Origin of the sequence: Xenorhabdus beddingii (genome assembly GCF_002127545.1) — a bacterium.
GTDB lineage: Bacteria > Pseudomonadota > Gammaproteobacteria > Enterobacterales > Enterobacteriaceae > Xenorhabdus > Xenorhabdus beddingii.
In genome coordinates this window covers 113,232-137,794 of record NZ_MUBK01000004.1, presented here as the reverse complement: position 1 = coordinate 137,794, position 24,563 = coordinate 113,232, and the positions used below count along the sequence as shown (strand labels likewise).

The window sequence follows — 24,563 nt, the reverse complement described above, 5'->3', positions numbered from 1 at the left end:
AACTCAATAATGCGTTATCCAAGCGAAGAAAAATTGTACGCTCCGATTGAATGGCGAGATTGTTCCCAAGGATTTGAAGATATTCTCTATCATAAATCCGCCGATGGAATTGCCAAGATTACGATTAATCGCCCACAGGTACGCAATGCGTTCCGTCCCCTGACGGTCAAGGAGATGATTCAGGCGCTGGCAGATGCGCGCTATGATGATGACATTGGCACGATCATTCTGACGGGAATGGGAGAAAAGGCTTTTTGTGCCGGTGGGGATCAAAAAATCCGGGGTGATTACGGTGGCTATAAAGATGACAACGGAATACATCACCTGAACGTATTGGATTTTCAGCGCCAGATCCGCACCTGTCCAAAACCGGTTGTTGCCATGGTTGCCGGATATGCCATCGGTGGCGGGCATGTGCTGCATTTGATGTGTGACCTGACGATTGCGGCGGATAATGCTATTTTCGGTCAAACCGGCCCTAAAGTCGGCTCCTTTGATGGTGGTTGGGGGGCATCTTATATGGCCCGGATCGTCGGGCAGAAAAAGGCTCGCGAAATTTGGTTCCTGTGCCGTCAATACCCTGCCGAAGAAGCCTTGGCTATGGGGCTGGTCAACACGGTTGTACCGTATGCTGAGTTGGAAAAAGAAACAGTGCGTTGGTGCCGTGAGATGCTTGAAAACAGCCCAATGGCGTTGCGTTGCCTGAAAGCGGCACTGAATGCGGATTGTGATGGTCAGGCGGGTTTGCAGGAATTGGCGGGGAATGCCACCATGCTGTTCTACATGACGGAAGAAGGGCAGGAAGGACGCAATGCGTTCAATGAAAAACGTCACCCTGATTTCAGCAAATTCAAGCGTAACCCATAATGCGTAAGGCGACTTTATATCAATTCAGCCTGCCAATGGAGGCAGGCATTATCTTACGTTATCAACGCCTGAAAACCCGTGATGGATTTTTGGTTCATGTACAGGAAAACGGACGGGAAGGGTGGGGAGAAATATCCCCGTTGCCCGAATGGAGCCATGAAACGCCCGAACAGGCTAAAACGGCGGCTGTAGCGTGGTTGCAACGCTGGTGTCTGAATCAGAATCTGGATCTTCAGCCCGAAGACCTTCTCCCTTCTGTCGCTTTTGGCCTCAGTTGTGCACTGGCTGAATTGCGGGGGGAACTGCCCGAAGAAGCTGATTATCGTAAGGTGCCATTGTGTACGGGCGATCCCGATGAGGTGATCCTGCGTCTGGAAAAGATGAACGGCCAGAAGGTTGCTAAAGTCAAAGTTGGCTTATATGAAGCGGTACGTGATGGCATGGTCGTGAATGTGATGTTGGAAGCGGTTCCCGACCTCCGGTTACGATTGGATGCGAATCGCAGTTGGACACGGCTGAAAGCAGAGGGGTTTGCGAAATATGTCAATCCTGATTATCGTCGCAGAATTGCATTCATTGAAGAGCCTTGTCAAACCCGTGAAGCCTCTTTGGCGTTTGCCCGCGAAACCGGTATCGCCATTGCATGGGATGAAAGTGTGCGGGAAACGAATTTTATCGTGGAAGCACAAGAAGGTGTTTCCGCCATCATTATTAAACCGACATTGGTCGGGAGTATTGCCCGTTGCCGTCAGTTGATCTCAGAAGCCCATCGACTTGGGCTGGAAGCCGTGATTAGTTCTGGCCTTGAAACCAGTTTCGGTCTGACACAGTTGGCTCGTATTGCCCACTGGCTGACACCCGACACGCTTCCGGGGTTGGATACACTGGATCTTATCCAATCACAGCTCATTCGTTGTTGGCCGGGCAGTGTAATTCCCTGCGTCACGCTGGATAAACTGGAAACGGTGTGGAGTCATGGATGCCGCAAATAGCATGGCGCCGATGGCCGTGGCAACACTGGGCTGCTGACCATCCCCGAAAACAGGCCATTCAGTTATATGATGAACCATTGGACTGGCAGCAATTAGCCCAAAAAATCAATGCCATTGCTGCCCATTTCCAGCAACAGGGACTTTCTGAAGGCAGTGGCGTACTCCTCAGGGGTAAAAACAGTCGTGGGCTGCTTTTGTGTTATCTTGCCGCCTTGCAGTGTGGGGCAAGGGTATTGCCTCTAAATCCTCAACTCCCTGATCGGTTGTTGGAGGAATTGTTGCCTCATCTCAATCTGTCTTATGGGGTGGATTTTACCGCTTCCCCGTCGCCGATTATTCAGGTTAAGGCACTTGAGTGGCAACAAAAATTGCCAGTCAAACTTGAACAGCCGGTATCGTGGGACAGTGGACGCCCTGCCAGCATGATTTTGACCTCAGGTTCGTCTGGGCTACCCAAGGCCGCAGTACATTCCATCGGCGCCCACCTTGCCAGTGCCCAGAGCATTCTTTCCTGCATGGATTTTCAGCCGGATGATAGCTGGCTGCTCTCACTGCCCTTGTTTCATGTTTCCGGTCAGGGCATTCTTTGGCGTTGGCTGCATAAAGGGGCGAAACTGGTGTTGCGGGATTTACGCCCACTGGATCGGGCGCTGTCTGGCTGCACCCATGCTTCACTTGTACCGACTCAACTTTGGCGTTTATTGGAACAACCTCTTGAACACTCATTGACGTTGAAAGAAGTCCTATTGGGCGGGGCCATGATACCCACGGCACTGACTCAACGGGCTGAACAGTCGGGTATGCGTTGTTGGTGTGGTTATGGACTGACTGAAATGGCGTCAACGGTCTGCGTCAAACGGGCTGATGGATTACCCGGCGTAGGGAATCCGCTTCCGGGGAAATCCATTCGTTTGCTGGATGAAGAAATCCAAATCCGCGCTGACAGTATTGCGAGTGGTTATTGGTTGGAGGGGAAATTGAAGCCACTGACAGATAAAGATGGATGGTTTTCCACGCGTGACAGAGGGAGATTTGAACAGGGAGAATTACGGATCTTGGGGCGTCTCGACAACCAGTTTTTCAGTGGGGGTGAAGGTGTCCAGCCAGAAGATATTGAACGGGTCATTAATCAGCACCCCAAAATAGAACAAAGTTTTATTGTTCCCGTACCTGATGTTGAATTCGGTCATCGACCTGTCGCCGTTATCGAAACGCAATATCCTGACTTGTTGGAAACACTGAATGATTGGCTCTCAAATAAACTCGCCGCTTTCCAGCTCCCTGTGGCCTATTATCTGTTACCGCAACGGCTGAAAAAACAGGGCGGGATAAAAATTTCACGCCAGCAGATCAAGCAGTGGATAGAGGAAAAAATGACTACCGCAGGTAAATAGTCACAGTGTTTACATATCTTGATAAATATAGAGGTTTCATTGCTTCCGCTGTCTATAGGCGTCTCTCTGATTCCAGTAATATATTTTTAAGCGGTATTGGCATTCATCAATTAAGAAGAGAGAAAAAGAATATGAAAGGTTTTATTGCTACCAGCGCCGCCAGTTTGCTCTTTTTGACTGGTGCAGCACACGCTATTTCCATGGATGTACAAGTAGGCAAACACAACACCAGTACATCGGTGGGGATTGGTGATAAAAGTTCGGGGTTATCGGTTAATGGAAACTGGACGCGCAGTGACCATAATGGTCAACTTGGCAGTTTGGGTGCCGCTTTCGGTTTACCCATTGGGCCATTAACGGCAAGTATTGGTGGCAAAGCGCTCTATCTGTCCCCAAAAGACGGGGAATTTGGGGCCGCATTGGCTGCGGGTGCCGGACTCAGTTGGGCGCTCACCTCGTCTCTGTCCCTGTATGGTGAGGCTTATGGTGCTCCATCAGGTTTAACGTCAGGAATAGACTCTTATACCGAGGCTTCCGGGGGAGTACGCTATACGTTTTTTAAGCCACTGACGTTAGATGCAGGTTATCGTGTCATTGATCTGAAAGGAAAGAATGGTAACCGCAGTAATAAAGTCTCTGATGGCTTTTACGCTGGTGCGGGTCTGAGTTTCTAATTCATTCATCAAGATTATCCGCCTCAATATTGAAATTGAAGCGGATGATCTTAAACAGCATATTTACCGCCGTGATGCAACTCGAATTATTTTGGGTATAGGAATTATCCTACCTGTGGCAGTATTCCTGCCACAATACCAATTTGGATCGCAATGACCGCAATCCCGCATAGGAAGATAAATACTAAGGCGGGTTTCCCCCCTTTGACGCGATATTCCCCTTGCTGGTTTTCTTCACGGCAGCGCCAAACCAGTAGGCAAGGCAATAACAGCGCCAGAATGGAAAGGGCAACCGCCGCAAAAGTCAGTGCCATAACAAAATCAGGGTAATACAGTGCACAAAGCAATGGCGGAACAAAGGTGATCAACCCTGTCTGCAAACGCCCTTTGGCATGGTTGCCGCGTTTCAGAAGGTCGGCAAGGTAATCAAACAGACCTAAAGAAACCCCAAGAAATGAGGTGGCGAGTGCGAGATCAGCAAACAGATGGACAGCAAGCACTATTTTGGGTGAAACGACAATTTCTCTGACCGCTGTCAATAAACCATTCAGACCCGATTGTTGTGCAAGAATGCCAACAAAGGTATTTGAAGAAATGGCGCCGAGAGTCACCAATTGCCACAGAATATAGGCACACAGCGGAATGGCACTGCCGATGATAAAGATTTTCCGCAGCTTGTTGGTATCTCCCCCCATATAGGCAACGATACTTGGCACACTTCCGTGAAAACCGAATGAAGTAAAAATGACCGGAATGGCAGATAATACCAACCCTTGCCCGATAGGCATGGAGATCAAGTTGATTTTATCAACATGAGGCATCATGACACCGAGTACGACGACCAGAAAAATGATTTTGGCGGTAAACAACAGTCGGTTAATCAAATCGACGGATTGGGTTCCGATACAAACGACCCCGCCGGCAATAAGCGTAAAAGTGATAATTCCGGTGGAAACAGAAATGGGTTTATCTAACCATGACGTCAGGCTGGCTGCCAATAATTCGCCTGCACCACTAATATAAGCGGTTGTCAGGGCATACATCAGGAAAAGCATACTGAAACCCGTTAACATCTTCCCGCCAACGCCGAGATAGCGTTTCGCAATGGTGCCCAATCCAGTATTAGACTTATTGTATTGATACACTTCCACGAGCAGGAGCGCGGTATAACTCATTAATGCCCAAAGGGCGACCAACATGGCAAGCGTGGTTCCGAATCCCACACCTGCCGCTGCCAATGGCATTGCCAGCATCCCTGCTCCAATCGTCGTTCCTGCAACGATAAAAATACTGCCAACAGTGCGATTTCTCACGCGACCCTCGTTTATGAATATGTTGAAAAAATAGTTATAAGGCTTGCAGGTTAAATGATTGATTTATGACTGTCAAATCAATGATACACGTTGTGTAAATAAATAATTACACTCTTGATAGTATTGGGTGAGGATAAAAAACTTCATGTCGCAATTTTGTTTTTCTGAATGACACCACGATAGCTCATGGATTTCAAATTGCAGCGTGAAAGCAAATGAATGCCTCGGAACATCACTTGCTATCTAAAAGATAAAAGAGGCGATTATTTAAGCATGGAAAGCATGTCTTGAGGAAAAAACAGCCGACGGCCAAATTCCTGATGGATTAATTCAACCAAACCAAGAAACCCTACAGGCAATTAATGAGCTGGCTAAAGATTTGGGTTGGTGATAATGCTGACTATCGTTTATTCCAACGATTTTAAAAAGACGCAAAAAGACCGAAGCCCCGATAATTAGTTATAACATAACCAACTATCAGGGCTTTCGGTTCAACATCATAACATGTTGATTTTGTGTGGTGCCGGCTACCGGAGTCGAACTGGTGACCTACTGATTACAAGTCAGTTGCTCTACCAACTGAGCTAAGCCGGCGAAATTTGGCGGAAGGATAGAGATTCGAACTCTAGGATGGTTTCCCATCGGCGGTTTTCAAGACCGCTGCCTTCGACCGCTCGGCCATCCTTCCATGGCGCAGGATTATGCCTATATCGGTTTGATGTGTCTAGCCCCTAAAGGGAAAAAATTGCGTTTTTCTTACTGTTTGCTCAATCTTCGAACTGCAATGACCTTTTGATTCGCTAACCTGCTAGTATTAAACTAAGCGCACTGGCTTATTTATCTACGGGTTGATGTCGAATTGACCAAGATATATTCACACTAAAGGCAATTATTCAAAGAATGTATAAACAACCACCGCTCAAGCCTTCATCTATTCCTCGTTTTTACACGCTATTTGTTACTTTGCTTTTTACGTCTCTATTTTTATTCGGGTATAACTATTTTGATATTTGGCTGATGGAGAAAAAATATGCTATCAGTAGCGTAACAGCGAAGATGAGGTTGCAGATTAAAGATTATCGTTATCACGCAAACCATATCTTTGCGCAGTCTAATACTCTGCCAATCTCCTCTCAGGAGCAGATACCATTGCTAAAAATACGTCCCGATGTCTATTGGTTAGAAAATCGTTATCAGGCCGTTGATACAATTATTTTTGGCCAATACCATGATTCCAATATTCAACTCGCCCAGCGGTTGTCTCACTATCTGGAGATTTTATGGGGGCCACGTAATGAATACTTGTCGATGTATTATCTCAATGGACAGGATAATAATCTATTATTGATAACAAACCATCCATTCTTAAAACCAAAAATAAGGTTCAAAGAGAGTTATCTGACTCTTAATCCTGACACCCGACGTACTGAGATGTTGGATCAATTCATCACGTTGGAGGAGAAAGAAAATTTATCCCCTATAAATTTAATCCGTAATGAGAATATTTATTTTTATACGTATAAAGCTGCATTTAATGTAACAGGTCAATTAACCACCATTGTTGCTTTTGATTTGCCCATGGACCGTCTTTTGTCGGCTGATATGTCGCCGGCAAATTTTCGACTGAATGCCATTAATTCACGCGATAACAATGACCCGAATAAAGTTGAGGTTTCATTAAATGGTTTTTGGTTGGAGTTCTCTCAACCTCTTGATGTTGTACCGTACAAACTCATTTATCAGGTTCCATTGAAAACATTGATTGTGGATTTATTGATCAAGAATTCTTGGTTTCTACTTTCAATATTGTTTTTCTTTCTATTTTCGTTAATTGGGTTATTTTATATCCGTTTGCGATATATTGCACCAAATGCTTCTATGGATAATGAGTTGAAAATTAAGGATTCTCTGAGTAATGATGTTATCTCCAATATTCCTGTTGGATTGGTGATCTACGATTTTGAGTCAAACCAAATAACGATGATTAATAAAATCGCAGAACAGTTAATACCTCACCTGGATCTGAATAAAGTGAAAATGATGGCCCAACAACATCATGGTGTCATTCAAACATCCATTGATGAGGCGATTTATGAAGTGAGAATGTATAACAATAACTTATTGCCAGAGACTTATCTCTTCTTACTGCAAGACAAAGATAAGGAAGTCATGACGAACAAACGATTACAACTTGCTCATTGGGAATATGAGAGAAGTATTCAGGCCAGGCGCTCAATGCTTGATAATATTAACAATGAAATAAAATACCCAGTTAAGTGCCTAAATGATATTGCTGATCAACTGAAACTGCTATCACAAGATGACAATGAACAAAAGCTGTTGGATAAATTATTGGCTAAATCCAAATATATCACAGAATGGGTTGAAAACATTTCATTACTCAATGGGTTGGAGTTAAATGATTGGCAGCCAGCGAGTGAAGTCTTCTCTTTGTCTTTAAATTTAGAGCATATTTTGCAAGCGTCTTTACCTACTTTGAATGCGAAAGGATTGAGGGTTTATTATCATTTTAATATATCTCGTGAATCTTTATTTATCGGAGATAGTGCGGCGCTGAATAAAGTCATCACTTTGTTATTTAACTATGCAATGACCACGACCAGTTATGGCAAAATATCGTTGACTGTGAATAGTTCTGGTAAATATGACAACCATATTCAAATTGAACTGATGGATAGTGGTTCTGGTTTGAGTGAAAAAGATTTGAACAGCTTGCATTATCCTTTTCTTAACAAATCAGCAGAGGATAAATATTCTACGAATTCTGGCATGGTTTTTTATTTGTGTAACCAGTTATGCAAAAGAATGGGGGGAAGGCTTGATATTAAAAGTAAGTTGGGTTTAGGTACTCATTATGTCATCAATCTGCCTTTATTGCAGAATGGTGATGAAAATGGTAAAACGCCCCAACTTTTGGAAGGGATTACCGCTTTAATTGATATCCATAACCCTGAGATCAGTCGAATCATCCATACTTATCTCAATCATTATGGTGCGGCATATCTCGATAAGGGTAAAGATAACCTGACAGGAGAATATGATATTATCCTCACGGATAGAGAGTACAAAGGGGAAAAACCAACTATATTATTAGTGGGCAGTTTGGCAGGGTTTAAGCAACTGAAACCAGGGCTGGTTCAGTGCAATTATAATTTTGTTGATGCAGTAATCAATGCAATATCATTTCTGATTGAAGAAAACTTCAGTTTGGATGAAGTAGGAGAACCGCCGGAAATCTCCGAACCAGCATACAAACCCACTGAAGGTGTTGAACCATGCGAGGATATCGATAGTGATATCTACAATATTCTTAAAAGCTATCAGATTCAGTTGGAAAATAGTGAATACAGGAAATTATTTATAGAGACAATACCTATGGATATTATTAAACTGTATACTGATATGGAACGACATGATTTGATATCACTTTCGCAAACGGTACACCGCCTTAAAGGTGCGTTTGCTATGTTAGATTTAAAGTTTCTTAGGTCATCATGTGAGGCGTTGGAAGAACACATAGCAGACAATAATGAAGTAGAAATCAAAAATAGCATCAGCCTCATTGATTCCTTTATCACAAAGCTGTTGCAGCAAGGTAACCAATAATATGAATAACCTTAATGTCATTATTGCCGATGACCATCCCATCGTTTTGTTTGGCATCCGCAAGTCTCTTGAACAAATTGAGTGGATTAATGTGGTGGGTGAATTTGAAGATTCAACCACGCTCATTAATAGTTTGCCACAGATAGAAGCAGATGTTTTGATAACAGATTTGTCAATGCCCGGAGATAAATATGGTGATGGCATCACCCTGATAAAATATATTAAACGCCATTACCCAACATTGGCAGTTATTGTGCTTACAATGAACAATAATCCGGCTATTTTAAGCGCCATACTTGAGCTTGATATTGAGGGGATCGTGTTAAAGCAAGGAGCACCGACTGATTTGCCCAAGGCTCTTTCTGCGTTGCAGAAGGGAAAACAATTTACACCTGAGAGCGTTTCCAAATTACTGGAAAAAGTCAATGCCAATGGTTACAGGGATAAACGCCTGTCTCCGAAAGAAAGTGAAGTTCTGCGTTTATTTGCTGATGGTTTTCTTGTTACTGATATTGCCAAAAAACTTAATCGTAGTATTAAAACTATCAGTAGCCAGAAGAAAACAGCGATGTTAAAGCTGGGAGTTGATAACGATATTGCGTTACTTAACTATTTATCCTCTGTCACTATCGACAAAGATATGGGTAAATAACCCATTGATTATCTTGTCTGGCAGAAAATCGGTGGCTGACGTTACCGATTTTCTGTTATTTGCCAGATTAATGTATGCCGGATTGAATATTCATATATTTTATTAATGCTTCTTTTAGTATTGCCAGTGATACCGGTTTTGATAAACAGTCATCCATACCCACATCAGCACAACGTTGTTTTTCTTCTGCCAAGGCATTGGCAGTAATGCCGATAATGGGCTTGGTATAGCCTTTGTTTCTTAAATGTTTTGTAAGCTCGTATCCATCCATATTAGGCATATTAACGTCTGTCAGAATAATATCTGTTGAATTTTCTTTCAGATGGTTAATGGCATCAATACCATCATTCGCCATTGATACATTAAATCCTATAGAATTTAATTGATCGACCAATAAATGCCGATTGATAGGGTGATCATCAACAACCAAAACGTTCACCTCATTGATATAGCCATCAGTTTGTATGACTTTTGTTACCGCTTTAGAGGATATTGACATCGAAATCGGCAGGGCGGGTGCAAGATCATGCTCTGCCAGCAGAATATCCAGTATGCTATTCAACTCACTCAGTTCATAAGTGTTATGCAACCAATAATTTTTTCGAACTTGTTCCGGTGGACCAATATGTTTTTCTGCTATTTCTATATGATATCGGACAGGAATGTCGGGTTCGTTAGGTTGATCGCTAATTAACAGTTCTGTGCCGTCTACGTTTTTTTCATCATATAGACTAACTTGAAAATGATCCTGTATGAGAAGGTTCTGTAAATATTTTTCTAGAAAATCATTGCAAACAGCCAGCAATATCTTTTGCTGAGAACGCTGTTTGGATAATGGTTTGGGATTGAATTTCACACCATAAAAGGGCAGACGTATTGAAAAGAGACTGCCGACATGTTTTTGTGAGACGAATTCAATATCCCCATCCATTAAATTGATGAGTTTTTCACAAATGGCCAGCCCCAGACCTGTGCCTTGTGAGGCACTTTCTTTATTGGCACTAATCTGGAAAAACGGCTCAAATAATTGAAACTGTAATTTGTCCTCAATACCAAACCCTGTATCTCTGATACTGACATACAAATAATCATGCCTTGATGTAATTTCAATGACAATACAGCCAGATTCCGTGAATTTGATAGCATTATTCAGTAAATTAGAAATAATTTGTTGTAACCTTACCGGATCATTACGGATGATGTCGGGAACATCGGGTTCAATATAGCAGTATAGCCCCAACTCTTTTTTCGTAATGAGGGGAAGATAGTTTGAAATCACATGTGATATTATTTCTCGACAACTGAAATCTTTGGGTTCAATTTTTAACTGTTTGGATTCTATTTTAGAGAAGTCGAGAATATCACTAATGATCTTCAGCAAGAGTGATGATGAATTATCCATTGTTGCCAGCAATCGGGCAGATTCTGTCGGTAATGGATGGGACTGGATAAGTTCCAGGTTACCAATAATGCCATAGAGTGGGGTTCTTAATTCATGACTGACCGTTGCGAGAAACATCGATTTTGCCTGATTAGCCTGTTCTGCGGCTGAAGCCATCTCTTGCAATGATTTTTCCATTTTTACGCGGGTGCTGACATCTATCAGCACACAGATTGCAACTTCTTCATTACGATAGCGTGAGTGTACGAAGCTAATTTGCAGATGATTATTGTTACTGGTCACGACATCAATATAACTGCTGGTTTTATCGCAAATGATATCGACAATGCGTTTTTGGTCTTCGTACGTCAGCATTTTGGTGTAATTATGTGCCAGTTCATTACTTAGAATATTAACACCATCCCCGACTCTCAAAATACTAATTCCCACGGGAGCGGAAGCGACAATTTTATGGTTAAACTGTTCATGCTCTTCAAGGCGTATTGCGTTCTCTTCTGCTGGAGCAAACATTCTACGTTCAAACAACCAGACAAAAAAGACAATCGCGATTGCAGAAATAATATTCAATATGACACTATTGATTAGATTGATCTTGAGTTCATTGTAAATATGTTTTATCGGTAATGAATAAGCAATGTGTAATGTAGAGGGGGACAATCGCCTAAACAATAACAAGCTGGTAAAATCTTCATCGTAACCAAAGTAAGTCGGTGTCATGTTGAAATTGATAGTGGCCTGTTTACTGAGGTTTCTGGGCGGATATTGTAACTCAGGCTGTTTGAATTCGTTTAATAACGTGATAGTCATCGATTTATTATATGATTGTTGAAGGTTTTCCATACTGATGGCTTTCTCAATGCCCAGTATTCCTTTCATCTCTCCATCAGCATAAATGGGTGTAAAAATATAAAGGCTACCGCCATCTGCCCTTGAGTTAGGTTCTATTCCAAAGACGATCCGCTCTTTCCCCTGATCTTTCAGGTTGACTAGCTTTCGGCTATTCTCATAGATTATTTTTTTTATTATGTCAGATTCTACGGTATTGCCACGAGAGGCAAATTTCACCATGCACATGCTTTGTGCATCAACGAAAAAAATCTGGTTTACCTTACGTATAATTGAAACATTATTACTCCAAAGGGATATCATCTGATCCAAAGTCGCTAAGTCATTATGTGCGCGGTTGCGCAAAAGGTCACAATCGGAATGAGAATTCAGGGTAATGTATGGAAGAATAGCGTTATTATGAAGCAGAGTAACTGTTAGACCTTTATCATTTTCTTGAGATAAGTCTCTCTCTGCCATATATTGAACATCCCGCAGGATATTGGAAAGATGCCGTAATTGAGAAAATGCTATATCGTAGTTGGCGTTATATTCCTGACGAATATCTGATTTGACTTCATTATAAAGATTGACCAAATAAAAGCTGGTTAATAAGGCGCCGAGTGCCCATAACATACATCCAAGCACCCGAAAAAGATAACGGGATATCTTTAATGACGTCCGAAAAGAAGATAGATATCTCAAGAGATCGCCCGACGAAAAACATGATTAATATTAACTGTTCACAGCATATACTAGTGTAGCAGGGAATACAAAGTCACATTTGGTTCTTGCCAATTCTTCGTCAAAAAATTGTGCAAAAAAAGCAGACACCGAAGTGTCTGCTTTGTTGATGGTATACAGTTGATGGTATACAGCAGGAACAGTGGATCACTCTTGATCTTCTGACTCACCATGTCCTTCAGCAGAAGGAGCTGCTGTATTGTTATCTTCCTCATCGTCGTCTTCGTCCGGTTCAGCCACACGCTGCAAGCCAACGACTTTTTCGTCTTCTGATGTACGGATCAGGGTAACGCCCTGTGTATTACGACCAACAATGCTGACTTCAGATACACGGGTTCGTACCAAGGTACCTGCATCGGTAATCATCATGATCTGATCCGTCGCGACGACTTGAATGGCGCCGATCACATTGCCGTTGCGTTCACTGACCTTGATGGAAATAACACCCTGTGTAGCACGGGATTTCGTCGGATATTCGCTCTCAGCAGTACGTTTGCCGTAACCATTCTCGGTGACAGTCAGGATTTCTCCTTCTCCACGCGGAATAATCAGAGAAACGACTTTATCGCCTGCACCGAGTTTGATGCCACGAACCCCTGTTGCGGTACGTCCCATCGCGCGAACACCTTTCACACGAACCGTACCATCTTCCAGCGTCTCTTCCTCTTCTTCGAGGAAACGAACGACTTTGCCCTGTGCAGAGAATAGCATGACTTCATTGCTGCCATCCGTCAGGTCAACCCCGATCAGCTCATCACCTTCATTCAGGTTCACTGCGATGATGCCGGCACTGCGTGGGCGGCTGAATTCACTGAGTTTAGTCTTCTTAACGATACCGCTTGCGGTAGCCATGAAGATATTCAGCCCATCTTCATATTCACGCACTGGCAAAATGGCGGTAATACGTTCGCTCTGATCCAATGGCAACAGGTTGACAATCGGACGACCACGGGCACCACGGCTCGCTTCCGGCAATTGATATACTTTCATCCAGTACATCTTGCCCTTATTTGAGAAGCAGAGGATAGTATCGTGGGTATTAGCCACCAGCAGACGCTCAATGAAGTCTTCTTCTTTGGTGCGTGCGGCCGATTTACCTTTGCCGCCACGACGCTGCGCTTCGTAGTCGGACAATGGCTGGTACTTAACGTATCCCTGATGGGATAGTGTTACCACCACATCTTCTTGATTGATCAGATCTTCAATATTGATATCTGCTGAGTTTTCAGTCAGCTCAGTCCGGCGGGCATCATTATACTGTGCTTTGATGGCCAGTAACTCTTCACGAATGACTTCCATCAAACGTTCAGGATTTTCCAAAATAAACAGCAGCTCTGCGATGACGTTCAGTAGTTCACGATATTCTTCAAGCAGTTTTTCATGCTCTAACCCGGTCAGTTTTTGCAGGCGCAAATCCAAAATGGCCTGTGCTTGCTGTTCAGTCAGGTAATATTTACCGTCATGAATTCCATACTGTGGTTCCAGCCATTCAGGACGGGCGGCATCATCACCTGCCTGTTCCAACATCGCAGCAACATTGCCCAATTCCCACGGTTGGGCGATCAGACTGGCTTTGGCTTCCGCAGGCGTAGAAGCGCGGCGGATCAATTCGATGACAGGGTCGATGTTTGCCAGTGCAACTGCCAATGCTTCCAGGAGATGGGCACGTTCGCGGGCTTTCCGTAGTTCAAAGATAGTCCGGCGCGTGACAACTTCGCGACGATGGCAAACAAACGCAGACAGGATATCTTTCAGGTTGAGTAACTTAGGCTGTCCCTGATGCAGGGCAACCATGTTGATACCAAATGAAACTTGTAACTGGGTCAGTGAATACAGGTTATTCAGAACAACTTCACCAACGGCATCCCGTTTGACTTCGATAACGATGCGCATCCCATCTTTATCGGATTCGTCACGTAATGCGCTGATCCCTTCAATACGCTTATCTTTTACCAGTTCAGCCATTTTTTCGATCAGTCGGGCTTTATTGACCTGATAAGGGATCTCATTGACGATAATGGTTTCGCGGCCATTCTTTTCATCAGTTTCAATTTCTGCACGGGCGCGGATATAAATCTTACCGCGACCGGTACGGTAGGCTTCCTGAATACCACGACGTCCATTGATAATGGCGGCAGTCGGGAAATCAGGGCCGGGAATATATTCCATCAGCCCTTCGATACTGATGTTTTCATCATCAATATAAGCCAGACAGCCGTCAATCACCTCAGATAAATTATGGGGTGGAATGTTGGTTGCCATACCTACCGCAATCCCTGATGAACCATTCACCAACAGATTGGGAATACGGGTTGGCATTACCTCGGGGATTTGCTCTGTGCCATCATAGTTAGGCACAAAGTCGACAGTTTCTTTTTCCAAGTCTGCCAGCAATTCGTGGGCAATTTTTGCCATGCGTACTTCGGTATAACGCATCGCTGCCGCTGAATCGCCATCTACTGACCCAAAGTTCCCCTGACCGTCAACCAGCATGTAACGCATGGAGAATGGTTGTGCCAGACGAACAATCGTGTCATAAACCGCGCTGTCACCATGTGGATGGTATTTACCGATAACATCCCCAACAACGCGGGCAGATTTTTTATAGGGTTTATTCCAATCATTTCCCAATACATTCATCGCGAAAAGTACGCGGCGGTGTACTGGCTTCAGTCCATCACGAACATCTGGCAGTGCGCGTCCAACAATAACGGACATCGCATAATCCAGATACGAGCTTTTCAGCTCTTCTTCGATATTGACCGGTGTGATTTCTCTGGCAATGTCGCTCATGGAGCCACTGTCCCTCATACTCCGAATTCAAAGGCTTAGAATTATACCACAAATTGACAGTTTTATAAAAACCAGATGCGAGTATTTCAAGATTAAGGCATGTATAATAGCTTTCTGTCACACATCCCCATAATACTGTTATATTTTCTGTGAATCAGTTTGCTGTGAGCCAGTTTTCTGTGAAACAGTTCCTAGGAGCGATATTGCTGATGAACATCAAAACCCCCGATTCACACATTCCGACCCATGCCAATGTGGATCAACAGGAGATCGAAAAATTTGAAGCCGTTGCTTCCCGTTGGTGGGATCTTGAAGGTGAGTTCAAGCCATTGCACCGTATCAACCCATTGCGTTTGAGCTACATCCTGCAACATGCAGAGGGTCTTTTTGGTAAAAAAGTGCTGGATGTTGGCTGTGGTGGTGGCATTTTGTCGGAAAGCATGGCGCGTGAAGGTGCGGAAGTCACAGGGCTGGATATGGGTTTTGAGCCCCTTGAAGTTGCTCGCCTGCATGCCCTAGAATCCGGCATTTCCGTCTCTTATGTTCAGGAAACTGTGGAAAGCCATGCGGAGCAGCATCCGCACGCTTATGATGTCGTGACATGCATGGAAATGCTTGAACATGTCCCTGATCCTGAGTCTGTGGTTCGCGCCTGTGCCGAATTAGTTAAACCCGGAGGCCATGTTTTCTTTTCAACCATTAACCGCAATCGAAAAGCCTGGTTAGTGGCGGTTGTGGGTGCTGAATATATTCTGAACATGGTGCCCAAGGGAACGCATGATGCGAAAAAGTTCATCCGTCCTTCTGAATTGATTGATTGGATTGATAAGACCCCGTTGAGAGATCAACATATTATCGGTTTACATTACAACCCGTTAACAGATAAATTTCGGCTTGGACATAATGTAGACGTGAACTATATGCTGCATACCCAATCAGTCTGACTTAAGTCACTAAGGGATTAATAAAGCGCCAATTAAATATTATTTTTACGATTTTATTTTCCCTGTTTCGCCGATAGCCTTATGAAAGTAACATCAAGTAACTACGCAGGTTATCGGCTTTTTGGCAAAATTAATCCTCAAGTTATCCACAAAACTTCGCAATGTTGTGCACTTGATAAAACGCAAATTTTACATTATCTTGTTATTACCGTTTTAATTACCCCCTATATATTGTGTTTCTTGCCATTTGACAGTAACAAGACAGTCGCGATATCACAGCAAAGTACCCGAGCTGGCCCTGAGCCATTCTGGGTGTATCGTGCTGTCAATAGGTCAGTCCAAGAAAAATAATACAGGTGGGATACGAAAAGAGAGAAGGTGTATTTCCCCATGAACCAGAGTCTGCTAGTTACCAAACGTGATGGACATAAAGAAAAAATTGATCTTGATAAAATTCACCGGGTTGTTGCCTGGGCTGCCGAAGGTCTGAAAAATGTCTCAGTGTCACAAGTAGAACTGCGTTCCCAGATTCAATTTTACGATGGTATCAAAACATCCGATATCCATGAAACCATGATTAAAGCTGCGGCTGATTTGATCTCTGGCGATGCACCTGATTATCAGTATCTGGCGGCACGTCTGGCGATCTTTAATCTGCGTAAAAAGGCTTATGGACAGTTTGAACCTCCTGCGCTGTATGACCATGTTACAAATATGGTGAATTTGGGCAAATACGACAAACATTTGCTGGAGGACTATTCCAAAGAAGAATTCGAGCAGATGGACAGTTTTATTAACCACTTGCGTGATATGGATTTTTCCTATGCGGCGGTCAAACAACTGGAAGGGAAATATTTGGTACAAAACCGGGTTACCGGTAAAATTTACGAAAGTGCCCAGTTCCTCTACATGCTGGTTGCTGCGTGCCTGTTTTCCTCTTATCCAAAAGAAACGCGGCTGGATTATATCCGTCGTTTCTATGATGCGGTTTCCACCTTTAAAATTTCACTGCCAACGCCAATCATGGCGGGGGTTCGTACACCAACCCGTCAGTTCAGTTCTTGTGTACTGATTGAGTGCGGTGACAGTCTGGATTCCATCAATGCGACATCCAGTGCGATTGTAAAATATGTTTCCCAGCGTGCCGGCATTGGTGTAAATGCGGGTCGCATCCGTGCGTTGGGCAGCCCGATCCGTGGCGGTGAAGCGTTCCACACGGGCTGTATCCCATTCTACAAACATTTCCAGACTGCGGTGAAATCCTGCTCTCAGGGTGGGGTTCGTGGTGGGGCTGCGACACTGTTCTATCCGCTGTGGCACCTGGAAGTAGAAAGCCTGCTGGTACTGAAAAACAACCGTGGTGTTGAAGGCAACCGCGTTCGCCACATGGACTACGGTGTACAAGTTAATAAACTGATGTATGAGCGTTTGATCAAAGGGGGAGACATTTCTCTGTTCAGCCCATCTGATGTGCCGGGATTGTATGATGCCTTTTTTGCCGATCAGAATGAATTTGAACGCCTGTATACTCAATATGAAAATGACAGCACTATCCGCAAAGAACGCATTAAAGCCGTTGAGCTGTTCTCACTGATGATGCAGGAGCGGGCGTCAACGGGGCGTATTTACATCCAGAACGTTGACCACTGCAATACCCACAGCCCATTTGATCCGGCTATTGCGCCTGTTCGCCAATCGAATCTGTGTTTGGAAATTGCACTGCCAACTAAGCCATTGAACGATATTAATGATCAAGATGGCGAAATTGCACTGTGTACGCTGTCTGCTTTCAACTTGGGAGCCATCGAAAATCTGGCGGAACTGGAAGAGCTGGCGGAATTGGCCGTGCGTGCTTTGGATTCGTTGCTGGATTATCAGGATTACCCCATTATCGCGGCTAAACAAGGCTCAATGGGGCGTCGTACCCTGGGTATCGGTGTGATTAACTTCGCTTATTATCTGGCAAGGAATGGCGTGCGTTATTCTGATGGCAGCGCGAATAATTTGACTCACAAAACGTTTGAGGCCATTCAGTATTACCTGCTGAAAGCGTCAAATACGCTGGCGAAAGAAAAGGGGGCTTGCCCGTGGTTTAGTGAAACCACTTATTCGCAAGGTATCCTGCCGATTGATACGTATAAAAAGACCTTGGATACACTGACCAGCGAACCCCTGCACATGGATTGGGAAGCTCTGCGCCGTGATATTCAACAGCATGGCCTGCGTAACTCAACATTGTCTGCATTGATGCCATCAGAAACATCTTCGCAAATCTCTAATGCGACTAATGGCATTGAGCCACCGCGCGGTTACGTCAGTGTTAAGGCATCAAAAGACGGCATCCTGCGTCAAGTTGTCCCGGATTATGATCTGCTGAAAGGTGTTTATGAATTGTTGTGGCAAATGCCGAGCAACGACGGCTACCTACAGTTGGTAGGGATCATGCAGAAATTCATCGATCAATCGATTTCTGCTAATACCAATTATGATCCAGCACGTTTCCCTAATGGCAAAGTTCCGATGAACCAATTGCTGAAAGATTTATTGCTTGCTTACAAATATGGTGTGAAAACATTGTATTACCACAACACCCGTGACGGTGCCGAAGATGTGCAGGGTGATTTGGAAGAGGTCGTTGAGTCTGCTGATTCCGATTGTGAAGGCGGCGCGTGTAAGATTTAATTTGAGGAAGCTATGTTCTATACCACTTTTTCGCAAGTAAAAAATGACCAATTGCAGGAGCCGATGTTTTTCGGTCAGTCTGTTAACGTGGCGCGTTTTGATCAGCAGAAATACCCTATTTTTGAGAAGCTGATTGAAAAACAACTCTCCTTCTTCTGGCGTCCAGAAGAAGTGGACGTTGCCCGTGATCGCATTGACTATAATGCGTTGCCGGATCATGAAAAACATATTTTCATCAGCAACCTGAAATACCAGACGCTGCTGGATTCCATTCAGGGCCGTAGCCCGAATGTGGCTTTCCTGCCGCTGATTTCGATTCCGGAATTGGAAACCTGGGTTGAAACTTGGTCGTTTTCTGAGACGATTCACTCGCGTTCTTACACGCATATTATCCGTAATATTGTTAACGATCCTTCCATCGTGTTTGATGACATTGTGGAAAACGAACAGATTTTGAAACGTGCGAAAGATATTTCTGCGTACTACGATGATCTGATCAAAATGACCAACTATTACCATCTGTTGGGGGAAGGAGTACACGATGTTGCTGGCAAGACAGTCACTGTTGAGCTGCGCGCTTTGAAAAAGCAGCTTTACCTGTGCCTGATGAGCGTTAATGCATTGGAAGCCATTCGTTTCTACGTCAGCTTTGCCTGTTCCTTTGCCTTTGCAGAACGGGAGTTGATGGAAGGTAACGCCAAAATAATCAAACTGATTGCCCGTGATGAGGCTCTGCATCTAACGGGGACTCAGCACATGTTGAACCTGTTGCGTTCTGGTCAGGATGATCCTGAAATGGCAGAAATCGCCAAAGAGTGTGAACAGGCGTGTTATGACCTGTTCGTACAGGCAGCAGAACAAGAAAAAGAGTGGGCTGATTATCTGTTTAAAGACGGCTCCATGATTGGTCTGAACAAAGATATTCTGTGCCAGTATGTTGAATATATTACCAATATTCGTATGCAGGCCGTTGGCTTGAAATTGCCGTTTGAAACTCGCTCCAATCCAATCCCGTGGATTAATGCGTGGCTGGTTTCCGATAACGTTCAAGTGGCTCCACAGGAAGTTGAAGTCAGCTCTTATTTGGTTGGTCAGATTGATTCGGAAGTCAATACTGAAGATCTCAGCGGTTTCGAACTCTGATATGGCTGATTATAAAGTTACCCTGCCGTCAAGGCAGGGTTTATACATCCACTATTCTTCAGGCTGCCACAATAACTTGCTGGAAGCACTGGAACACGGCAAAGTACAGCTTGAATACCAGTGCCGTCAGGGGTATTGCGGCTCTTGTCGTGTTCGTTTGGTTAAAGGGAAAGTTGGATACCCTTGTAAACCCTTGGCATTTGTTAATGAAGGGGAAATTTTGCCCTGTAGCTGTTATCCACTGACCGATATTGAAATTGAACCGTAATCTCCCGCTTCGTAACCCGATATCTTTGTCTTAGCATCAGTCTCCCCCGATTTTATCGTTTATTTTCAGATGATTTTCATCAGATGAGAATATGTGAGCTATATTTAAATGACCTATCCTTGCCATGGAAATAGTCATGAATGAACAAAATCCTTATTGCTCTGTTTGTCCCTTTTATTCTGCTCGTCACACAAGTCAACGCTGTTGGAGGACAAACGGCATCAATGGGGTATGCTTCTGGTCATTTTGATAAAATCGGAGGGGTGGGGGAAGCCCGAAAAGTAAAGTCCAATGGTATGAATTTTAATCACCATTACCAAATCAGTCCTGATTGGGGAGTGGCAGGATCATTTGCCTGGTTAAAAGGTGATAAGAACTGGAATTATAGTCATTCACTATTGGCAGGCCCAACTTATCGGGTTAACCATTATTTCAGCCTGTATGGCGTCATGGGCATGACAGATTTGAATTGGGGCAACGGGGCTGAAAGAGGAAGTGACTCTGATAGGTATTCCTATTCTGACAAAAATACAGTCTTTACATGGGGAACGGGTGCTTTAATTAATCCGTTGGAAAATCTGGCTTTTTATATATTATATACAGAGACACGGCTTCAACCTGAAAATGAAAACTATTATATTAATGGTCTTAATATTGGGGTTGGTTACCATTTTTGAATATCCCACAGAAAATAATTAGATGAAGTTGTTATTATCATTCAATCAATTTATATCATCTCAAGATGATATAAAATCAGAAATAATAATTTTATAAAATTATTTTCCGGCACGTTTCCTATAAAATCCCTCTGAACCTGAACAGATGTATACCCCATGGTTAAGCGAGTTTACCGCGTGCACAAACCCGCCTGTTGATTTATCATGCAACCATATCGAATGCTTTTTTCAGCGATTTGATATTTACTGTGTTACCTCGCAGAACCAATGGAGTAGAACAATAATGTATAAAATTGATTATCATTCATATCGTTCAACCAAAAGTTTTAACCGCCGTTGCCGTTTTTTAGTTATGCATTACACTGTTTTTAATTTTGAAAAATCCATCCAGGCATTGACAGGAGATCTCGTCAGTGCTCACTACTTAGTTCCAAATCCGGATGATCCGACCTATCAGGCGGCTGGATTTAGCGACATTCATATTTTCAATCTGGTGGATGAACTTGAAAGAGCCTGGCATGCTGGCATGAGTTATTGGGCTGGAAGGGAAGAGATCAATGATACTTCCATGGGTATTGAGATTGTGAATGAGGCAAGTGATGTTGGTGGTGTTCTGACTTTTCCTGCTTATCATCCCGCTCAAATTGAGGCAGTTAAAGAATTAGCGATTAATATTTTACAGCGTTATCCCGATATTCATCCGACTTATGTCGTGGGACACTCAGATATTGCCTGGCAGAGAAAAACAGATCCAGGCCCGTCATTCCCATGGAAAAAATTATATGATGCAGGAGTTGGGGCATGGTATGACGAAGAAACTAAACAAAAATATAGCGAACAGTTTGTTGATTGTTTACCGGATACCGCCGAAATTTTAGCAAAGTTTAAGCGCTATGGTTATGGTGTTTCAGGTGTAGAAGAAAACGAGAACTTTCAGTCTTTAATCAGGGCATTTCAAATGCATTTTCGGCCGGCACATTATGATGGCGTGGCCGATATAGAGACTATTGCTATTTTATATGCGTTGGTCGAGAAATATTTTTCTAATTAATGTGTTATAAAGCGGATCAAATAAATTTTGAGTTGTGGCACGGACAATAAAGTCGCAACTTGGACGATAGAAAATATATCATAAAGGGGATAACGCTGTGATAACGGTTTGGGGGCGGAAAACATCATCGAATGTACAGGCATTGATGTGGTGCCTTGGAGAATTGGGGCTTGCTTTTACCCGCTATGATATTGGGCATAAATACGGCGGCAACGACACACCTGAATTTTTATCCCTGAATCCGAATGGAACAGTGCCGGTAATTAAAGATGGTGATGGAACACCAATTTGGGAGACAGGGGCTATTCTACGTTATCTTGCCAATAGATATGCCGGCGCTTCTTTTTGGCCAGAGGATCTTGATGTTCGTACACATATAGATAAATGGGCTGAGTGGTCGAAAATAAATATTGCCCTTAATTTTACTGCGCCCATATTCTGGCGGATTGTCCGTACTGCACCCCAACATCAAAATCAGGACGAAATAGCCAAAGCCATTGATAAATTAGGTAATATGTTAAATATTGCTGAAACACAGTTACAACAACATAATTTCATTGCTGGTGACTATTTTACTCTCGCAGACATACAGTTTGGTCATATACTTTATCGGTATTTTGATATAAAAATGAGTCGTCCATATCATCCTGAACTTCTCAATTATTATGATAGATTAAAAGAAAGACCCGCATTTAGAGAGCATGTGATGATCTCTTATGAAGAATTGCATGTTAATTAAATATATCACCAATGGATTTCAAGATGCAGCTAACAAAGCTGCATCTTGAAAGACGACGGATATACTTTTGCTTTCAGGTTACGGATTTTCAATGTATAGAGTAAGCCAAATAAATACTCAGTTTACTTATTTGTTTGAGTGATGATTTATTTGGAATTTATAATGATGGATTATGAAATATAAAATTCCACCCGGCTGTCGATGTTTTATTGTTAATTTTATTTTTAGGATATATCCTAAAATAAGGGAATCAACTTCTGGTATCTAATTATTTGATAAATATATCTATTTATCGAGTAAATGTCTTGATTGATAGGATTTAACCCATTGGCCCCTTTAAGTGGATTTTACTTAATACACTGAATTTAAAGTGAATTTATCGTCATGTGATTTTGGGCCTATCATTGATGCTTTTTTATTTATAGTTGAATTCTCAATATTAGAATTGTATATTCCGAAAGCGCTTCCTGATGGAAAGAATACACCAAAATTAAATGACAGAGAATTTCTACTTATGAAAAAAATATTATTAACAGCTTCTGTGGCTGTGGGATTATCTATACTTACTTTTAATGCCAGCGCCAGCAATAGTGGTAAAAATACTATTTCTCTGGGATATGCCCAGAGTAAGGCATCATCAGATAATGGTCTAAAAATCGAACATAATAATATGGAATTAGATACAAAACAGTATGGATTGAATCTGAAATATCGTTATGAATTTAATGAAAAAATGGGGATTATTAGTTCATTAACTTATACTCAATATACCCATGAATATAACTATTTTGGTTCAATTTCAAAGTTTAGATGGCAAAATACATCTCTGATGGCTGGTCCATCCTACCGTTTTAACGATTATATTAGTGCATATGGGCTGATTGGTGGGACTCGTTCTGAAGTGAGCTTTTCCGGGGACGAATATAAAGAAAATAAAAAAGAAACCTCACTATCTTACGGCGCAGGTTTACAATTTAACCCAACGCCAAGTTGGGCTGTTGATGCCTCATATTCATACACGCGTTTCAAAGACGTCAAACTTGGGACTTGGGTGCTGGGTGTAGGTTACCGTTTCTAAACTTCGTTCACTTATTTGTTGTTTTTCTTTATATAGCGTTTCTTTTTTGAGTTAATTTGTCTATTAGTCAACATTTTTGCCCGAACTCTTAGTTTCATAAGGTTCGGGCTTTTTGTTATATGCAGTTTATGCATTAACAATTCTTTATGAATATGGTCTATTCAGAAACTATTCGTGTATGGTTAATGCAGGACATTGTGATTTTGTAAAGATACACAAAGTATAAAAGACCCAGTGTAATAAAAGAGAGAATCGCCCAGATGATGACGTAACCCATTATTTGAACTAAATTTATATCACAAGTTAACCTACCGATAGTTCTCCCGCTATTCCGGTCGATAACCTGTGTTCTGTTAATGATAAAACGGGTCATATAGTAGGGAAATACAAAGGCACCTAGCCCAAATGTAAATAATATAATCAGAAGCCAGACGATAAGATGTAAAATAATCTCAAGTATTCCTAATTCTGATTTTAACTTAAAACTACGAAAATCCATTGAATTCATACAGTTTTCTCGGTATTCAGATGTGTTCTGAAAGCTGATGGCGATAGAAATGATGATTATGCTATCTGTAAGACAGATTTTCGAAATAATCGTTCAACTAAAAGAAAATGAATAATGGTATGGGATAGAAAACATGACATTAGATTTGTATCGATGATAAAAAAGCCAGTTTTATACCCAATGGAACCCA

18 protein-coding genes and 2 tRNA genes are annotated in these 24,563 nt (G+C 42.7%); 14 read left to right on the top strand and 6 right to left on the bottom strand.

The window, feature by feature from the left end; translation table 11 throughout:
* Positions 1 to 9: 9 nt before the first annotated feature.
* The 4 genes from menB (at position 10) to Xbed_RS04125 (ending at position 3,927) form a co-directional block, all read left to right on the top strand.
* Positions 10 to 867, top strand: coding sequence for a 1,4-dihydroxy-2-naphthoyl-CoA synthase (menB, locus tag Xbed_RS04140; protein ID WP_086111676.1), 858 nt, complete (start codon positions 10 to 12; stop codon positions 865 to 867).
* Positions 867 to 1,859, top strand: a complete 993-nt coding sequence (gene menC / locus Xbed_RS04135; protein ID WP_086111675.1) for an o-succinylbenzoate synthase — start codon at positions 867 to 869, stop codon at positions 1,857 to 1,859. Before menB ends, menC begins: the two co-directional genes overlap by 1 nt.
* Positions 1,847 to 3,253, top strand: a complete 1,407-nt coding sequence (gene menE / locus Xbed_RS04130; protein ID WP_086111674.1) for an o-succinylbenzoate--CoA ligase — start codon at positions 1,847 to 1,849, stop codon at positions 3,251 to 3,253. Before menC ends, menE begins: the two co-directional genes overlap by 13 nt.
* 131 nt (positions 3,254 to 3,384) lie before the next feature.
* Positions 3,385 to 3,927 carry a YfaZ family outer membrane protein gene (locus Xbed_RS04125; RefSeq protein ID WP_086111673.1) on the top strand — a complete coding sequence of 181 codons (543 nt, stop codon included), beginning with the start codon at positions 3,385 to 3,387 and terminating at the stop codon, positions 3,925 to 3,927.
* A 104-nt stretch (positions 3,928 to 4,031) separates the two neighbouring features.
* Here Xbed_RS04125 and tyrP read toward each other — a convergent pair whose 3' ends face one another.
* The 3 genes from tyrP to Xbed_RS04110 form a co-directional block, all read right to left on the bottom strand.
* Positions 4,032 to 5,240 (bottom strand): tyrosine transporter TyrP, encoded by a 1,209-nt coding sequence (gene tyrP, locus Xbed_RS04120; RefSeq protein ID WP_086111672.1) that lies wholly within the window; start codon positions 5,238 to 5,240, stop codon positions 4,032 to 4,034.
* A gap of 518 nt (positions 5,241 to 5,758) precedes the next feature.
* Positions 5,759 to 5,834 (bottom strand) — tRNA-Thr (locus Xbed_RS04115).
* 6 nt (positions 5,835 to 5,840) lie between these two features.
* Positions 5,841 to 5,928: transfer RNA gene (locus Xbed_RS04110), tRNA-Ser, on the bottom strand.
* Positions 5,929 to 6,140: 212 nt separating this feature from the next.
* On the opposite strand from Xbed_RS04110, the gene rcsD reads away from it, so the two are divergent.
* Entirely contained in the window at positions 6,141 to 8,867 is a 2,727-nt protein-coding gene (rcsD, locus tag Xbed_RS04105; protein ID WP_086111671.1) for a phosphotransferase RcsD, read from the top strand.
* A 1-nt stretch (position 8,868) separates the two neighbouring features.
* Complete coding sequence (gene rcsB / locus Xbed_RS04100; protein ID WP_086111670.1) at positions 8,869 to 9,519, top strand: response regulator transcription factor RcsB; 651 nt, start codon at positions 8,869 to 8,871, stop codon at positions 9,517 to 9,519.
* A gap of 67 nt (positions 9,520 to 9,586) precedes the next feature.
* Here the strand turns inward: rcsB and rcsC are convergent, their stop codons facing one another.
* The gene (gene rcsC, locus Xbed_RS04095; protein ID WP_086111669.1) at positions 9,587 to 12,451 is read right to left on the bottom strand and encodes a two-component system sensor histidine kinase RcsC; all 2,865 of its coding nucleotides are present in this window, start codon (positions 12,449 to 12,451) and stop codon (positions 9,587 to 9,589) included.
* 186 nt (positions 12,452 to 12,637) lie between these two features.
* Positions 12,638 to 15,283: a DNA topoisomerase (ATP-hydrolyzing) subunit A gene (gene gyrA / locus Xbed_RS04090; protein ID WP_086111668.1), complete on the bottom strand. Its 2,646-nt coding sequence runs from the start codon at positions 15,281 to 15,283 to the stop codon at positions 12,638 to 12,640.
* A 209-nt stretch (positions 15,284 to 15,492) separates the two neighbouring features.
* Between gyrA and ubiG the strand changes: the two genes are divergently transcribed.
* From ubiG to Xbed_RS04050, 8 genes are all read left to right on the top strand, one after another.
* Positions 15,493 to 16,227 (top strand): bifunctional 2-polyprenyl-6-hydroxyphenol methylase/3-demethylubiquinol 3-O-methyltransferase UbiG, encoded by a 735-nt coding sequence (gene ubiG, locus Xbed_RS04085; protein WP_086111667.1) that lies wholly within the window; start codon positions 15,493 to 15,495, stop codon positions 16,225 to 16,227.
* A 390-nt stretch (positions 16,228 to 16,617) separates the two neighbouring features.
* On the top strand, positions 16,618 to 18,909 hold the full coding sequence (nrdA, locus tag Xbed_RS04080) for a class 1a ribonucleoside-diphosphate reductase subunit alpha (protein ID WP_086111666.1): 2,292 nt from the start codon (positions 16,618 to 16,620) through the stop codon (positions 18,907 to 18,909).
* A gap of 12 nt (positions 18,910 to 18,921) precedes the next feature.
* Positions 18,922 to 20,052: a class Ia ribonucleoside-diphosphate reductase subunit beta gene (gene nrdB, locus Xbed_RS04075; protein WP_086111665.1), complete on the top strand. Its 1,131-nt coding sequence runs from the start codon at positions 18,922 to 18,924 to the stop codon at positions 20,050 to 20,052.
* Position 20,053: 1 nt separating this feature from the next.
* Positions 20,054 to 20,320: a class I ribonucleotide reductase maintenance protein YfaE gene (gene yfaE / locus Xbed_RS04070; RefSeq protein ID WP_086111664.1), complete on the top strand. Its 267-nt coding sequence runs from the start codon at positions 20,054 to 20,056 to the stop codon at positions 20,318 to 20,320.
* 140 nt (positions 20,321 to 20,460) lie between these two features.
* Positions 20,461 to 20,997, top strand: a complete 537-nt coding sequence (locus Xbed_RS04065; protein WP_086111663.1) for an outer membrane beta-barrel protein — start codon at positions 20,461 to 20,463, stop codon at positions 20,995 to 20,997.
* A gap of 283 nt (positions 20,998 to 21,280) precedes the next feature.
* Complete coding sequence (locus tag Xbed_RS04060; RefSeq protein ID WP_086111662.1) at positions 21,281 to 22,048, top strand: N-acetylmuramoyl-L-alanine amidase; 768 nt, start codon at positions 21,281 to 21,283, stop codon at positions 22,046 to 22,048.
* Positions 22,049 to 22,145: 97 nt separating this feature from the next.
* Positions 22,146 to 22,787 carry a glutathione S-transferase family protein gene (locus tag Xbed_RS04055; protein WP_086111661.1) on the top strand — a complete coding sequence of 214 codons (642 nt, stop codon included), beginning with the start codon at positions 22,146 to 22,148 and terminating at the stop codon, positions 22,785 to 22,787.
* 370 nt (positions 22,788 to 23,157) lie between these two features.
* Positions 23,158 to 23,865, top strand: a complete 708-nt coding sequence (locus Xbed_RS04050) for an Ail/Lom family outer membrane beta-barrel protein (protein WP_339373822.1) — start codon at positions 23,158 to 23,160, stop codon at positions 23,863 to 23,865.
* Between the two features lie 157 nt (positions 23,866 to 24,022).
* On the opposite strand, the gene Xbed_RS20650 is transcribed toward Xbed_RS04050, so the two are convergent.
* Entirely contained in the window at positions 24,023 to 24,364 is a 342-nt protein-coding gene (locus Xbed_RS20650; RefSeq protein ID WP_422641374.1) for a DUF6693 family protein, read from the bottom strand.
* Positions 24,365 to 24,563: the final 199 nt, after the last annotated feature.

Excerpts from the sequence above, each read along its gene's own strand:
- menB (WP_086111676.1), top strand. The coding sequence starts at position 10 with ATGCGTTATCCAAGCGAAGAAAAATTGTACGCTCCGATTGAATGGCGA.
- Xbed_RS04065 (WP_086111663.1), top strand. The coding sequence starts at position 20,461 with ATGAACAAAATCCTTATTGCTCTGTTTGTCCCTTTTATTCTGCTCGTC.
- ubiG (WP_086111667.1), top strand. The coding sequence starts at position 15,493 with ATGAACATCAAAACCCCCGATTCACACATTCCGACCCATGCCAATGTG.
- yfaE (WP_086111664.1), top strand. The coding sequence starts at position 20,054 with ATGGCTGATTATAAAGTTACCCTGCCGTCAAGGCAGGGTTTATACATC.
- menE (WP_086111674.1), top strand. The coding sequence starts at position 1,847 with ATGCCGCAAATAGCATGGCGCCGATGGCCGTGGCAACACTGGGCTGCT.
- gyrA (WP_086111668.1), bottom strand. The coding sequence starts at position 15,283 with ATGAGCGACATTGCCAGAGAAATCACACCGGTCAATATCGAAGAAGAG.
- nrdA (WP_086111666.1), top strand. The coding sequence starts at position 16,618 with ATGAACCAGAGTCTGCTAGTTACCAAACGTGATGGACATAAAGAAAAA.
- rcsB (WP_086111670.1), top strand. The coding sequence starts at position 8,869 with ATGAATAACCTTAATGTCATTATTGCCGATGACCATCCCATCGTTTTG.
- Xbed_RS04125 (WP_086111673.1), top strand. The coding sequence starts at position 3,385 with ATGAAAGGTTTTATTGCTACCAGCGCCGCCAGTTTGCTCTTTTTGACT.
- menC (WP_086111675.1), top strand. The coding sequence starts at position 867 with ATGCGTAAGGCGACTTTATATCAATTCAGCCTGCCAATGGAGGCAGGC.
- rcsD (WP_086111671.1), top strand. The coding sequence starts at position 6,141 with ATGTATAAACAACCACCGCTCAAGCCTTCATCTATTCCTCGTTTTTAC.
- Xbed_RS04060 (WP_086111662.1), top strand. The coding sequence starts at position 21,281 with ATGTATAAAATTGATTATCATTCATATCGTTCAACCAAAAGTTTTAAC.
- Xbed_RS20650 (WP_422641374.1), bottom strand. The coding sequence starts at position 24,364 with ATGGATTTTCGTAGTTTTAAGTTAAAATCAGAATTAGGAATACTTGAG.
- nrdB (WP_086111665.1), top strand. The coding sequence starts at position 18,922 with ATGTTCTATACCACTTTTTCGCAAGTAAAAAATGACCAATTGCAGGAG.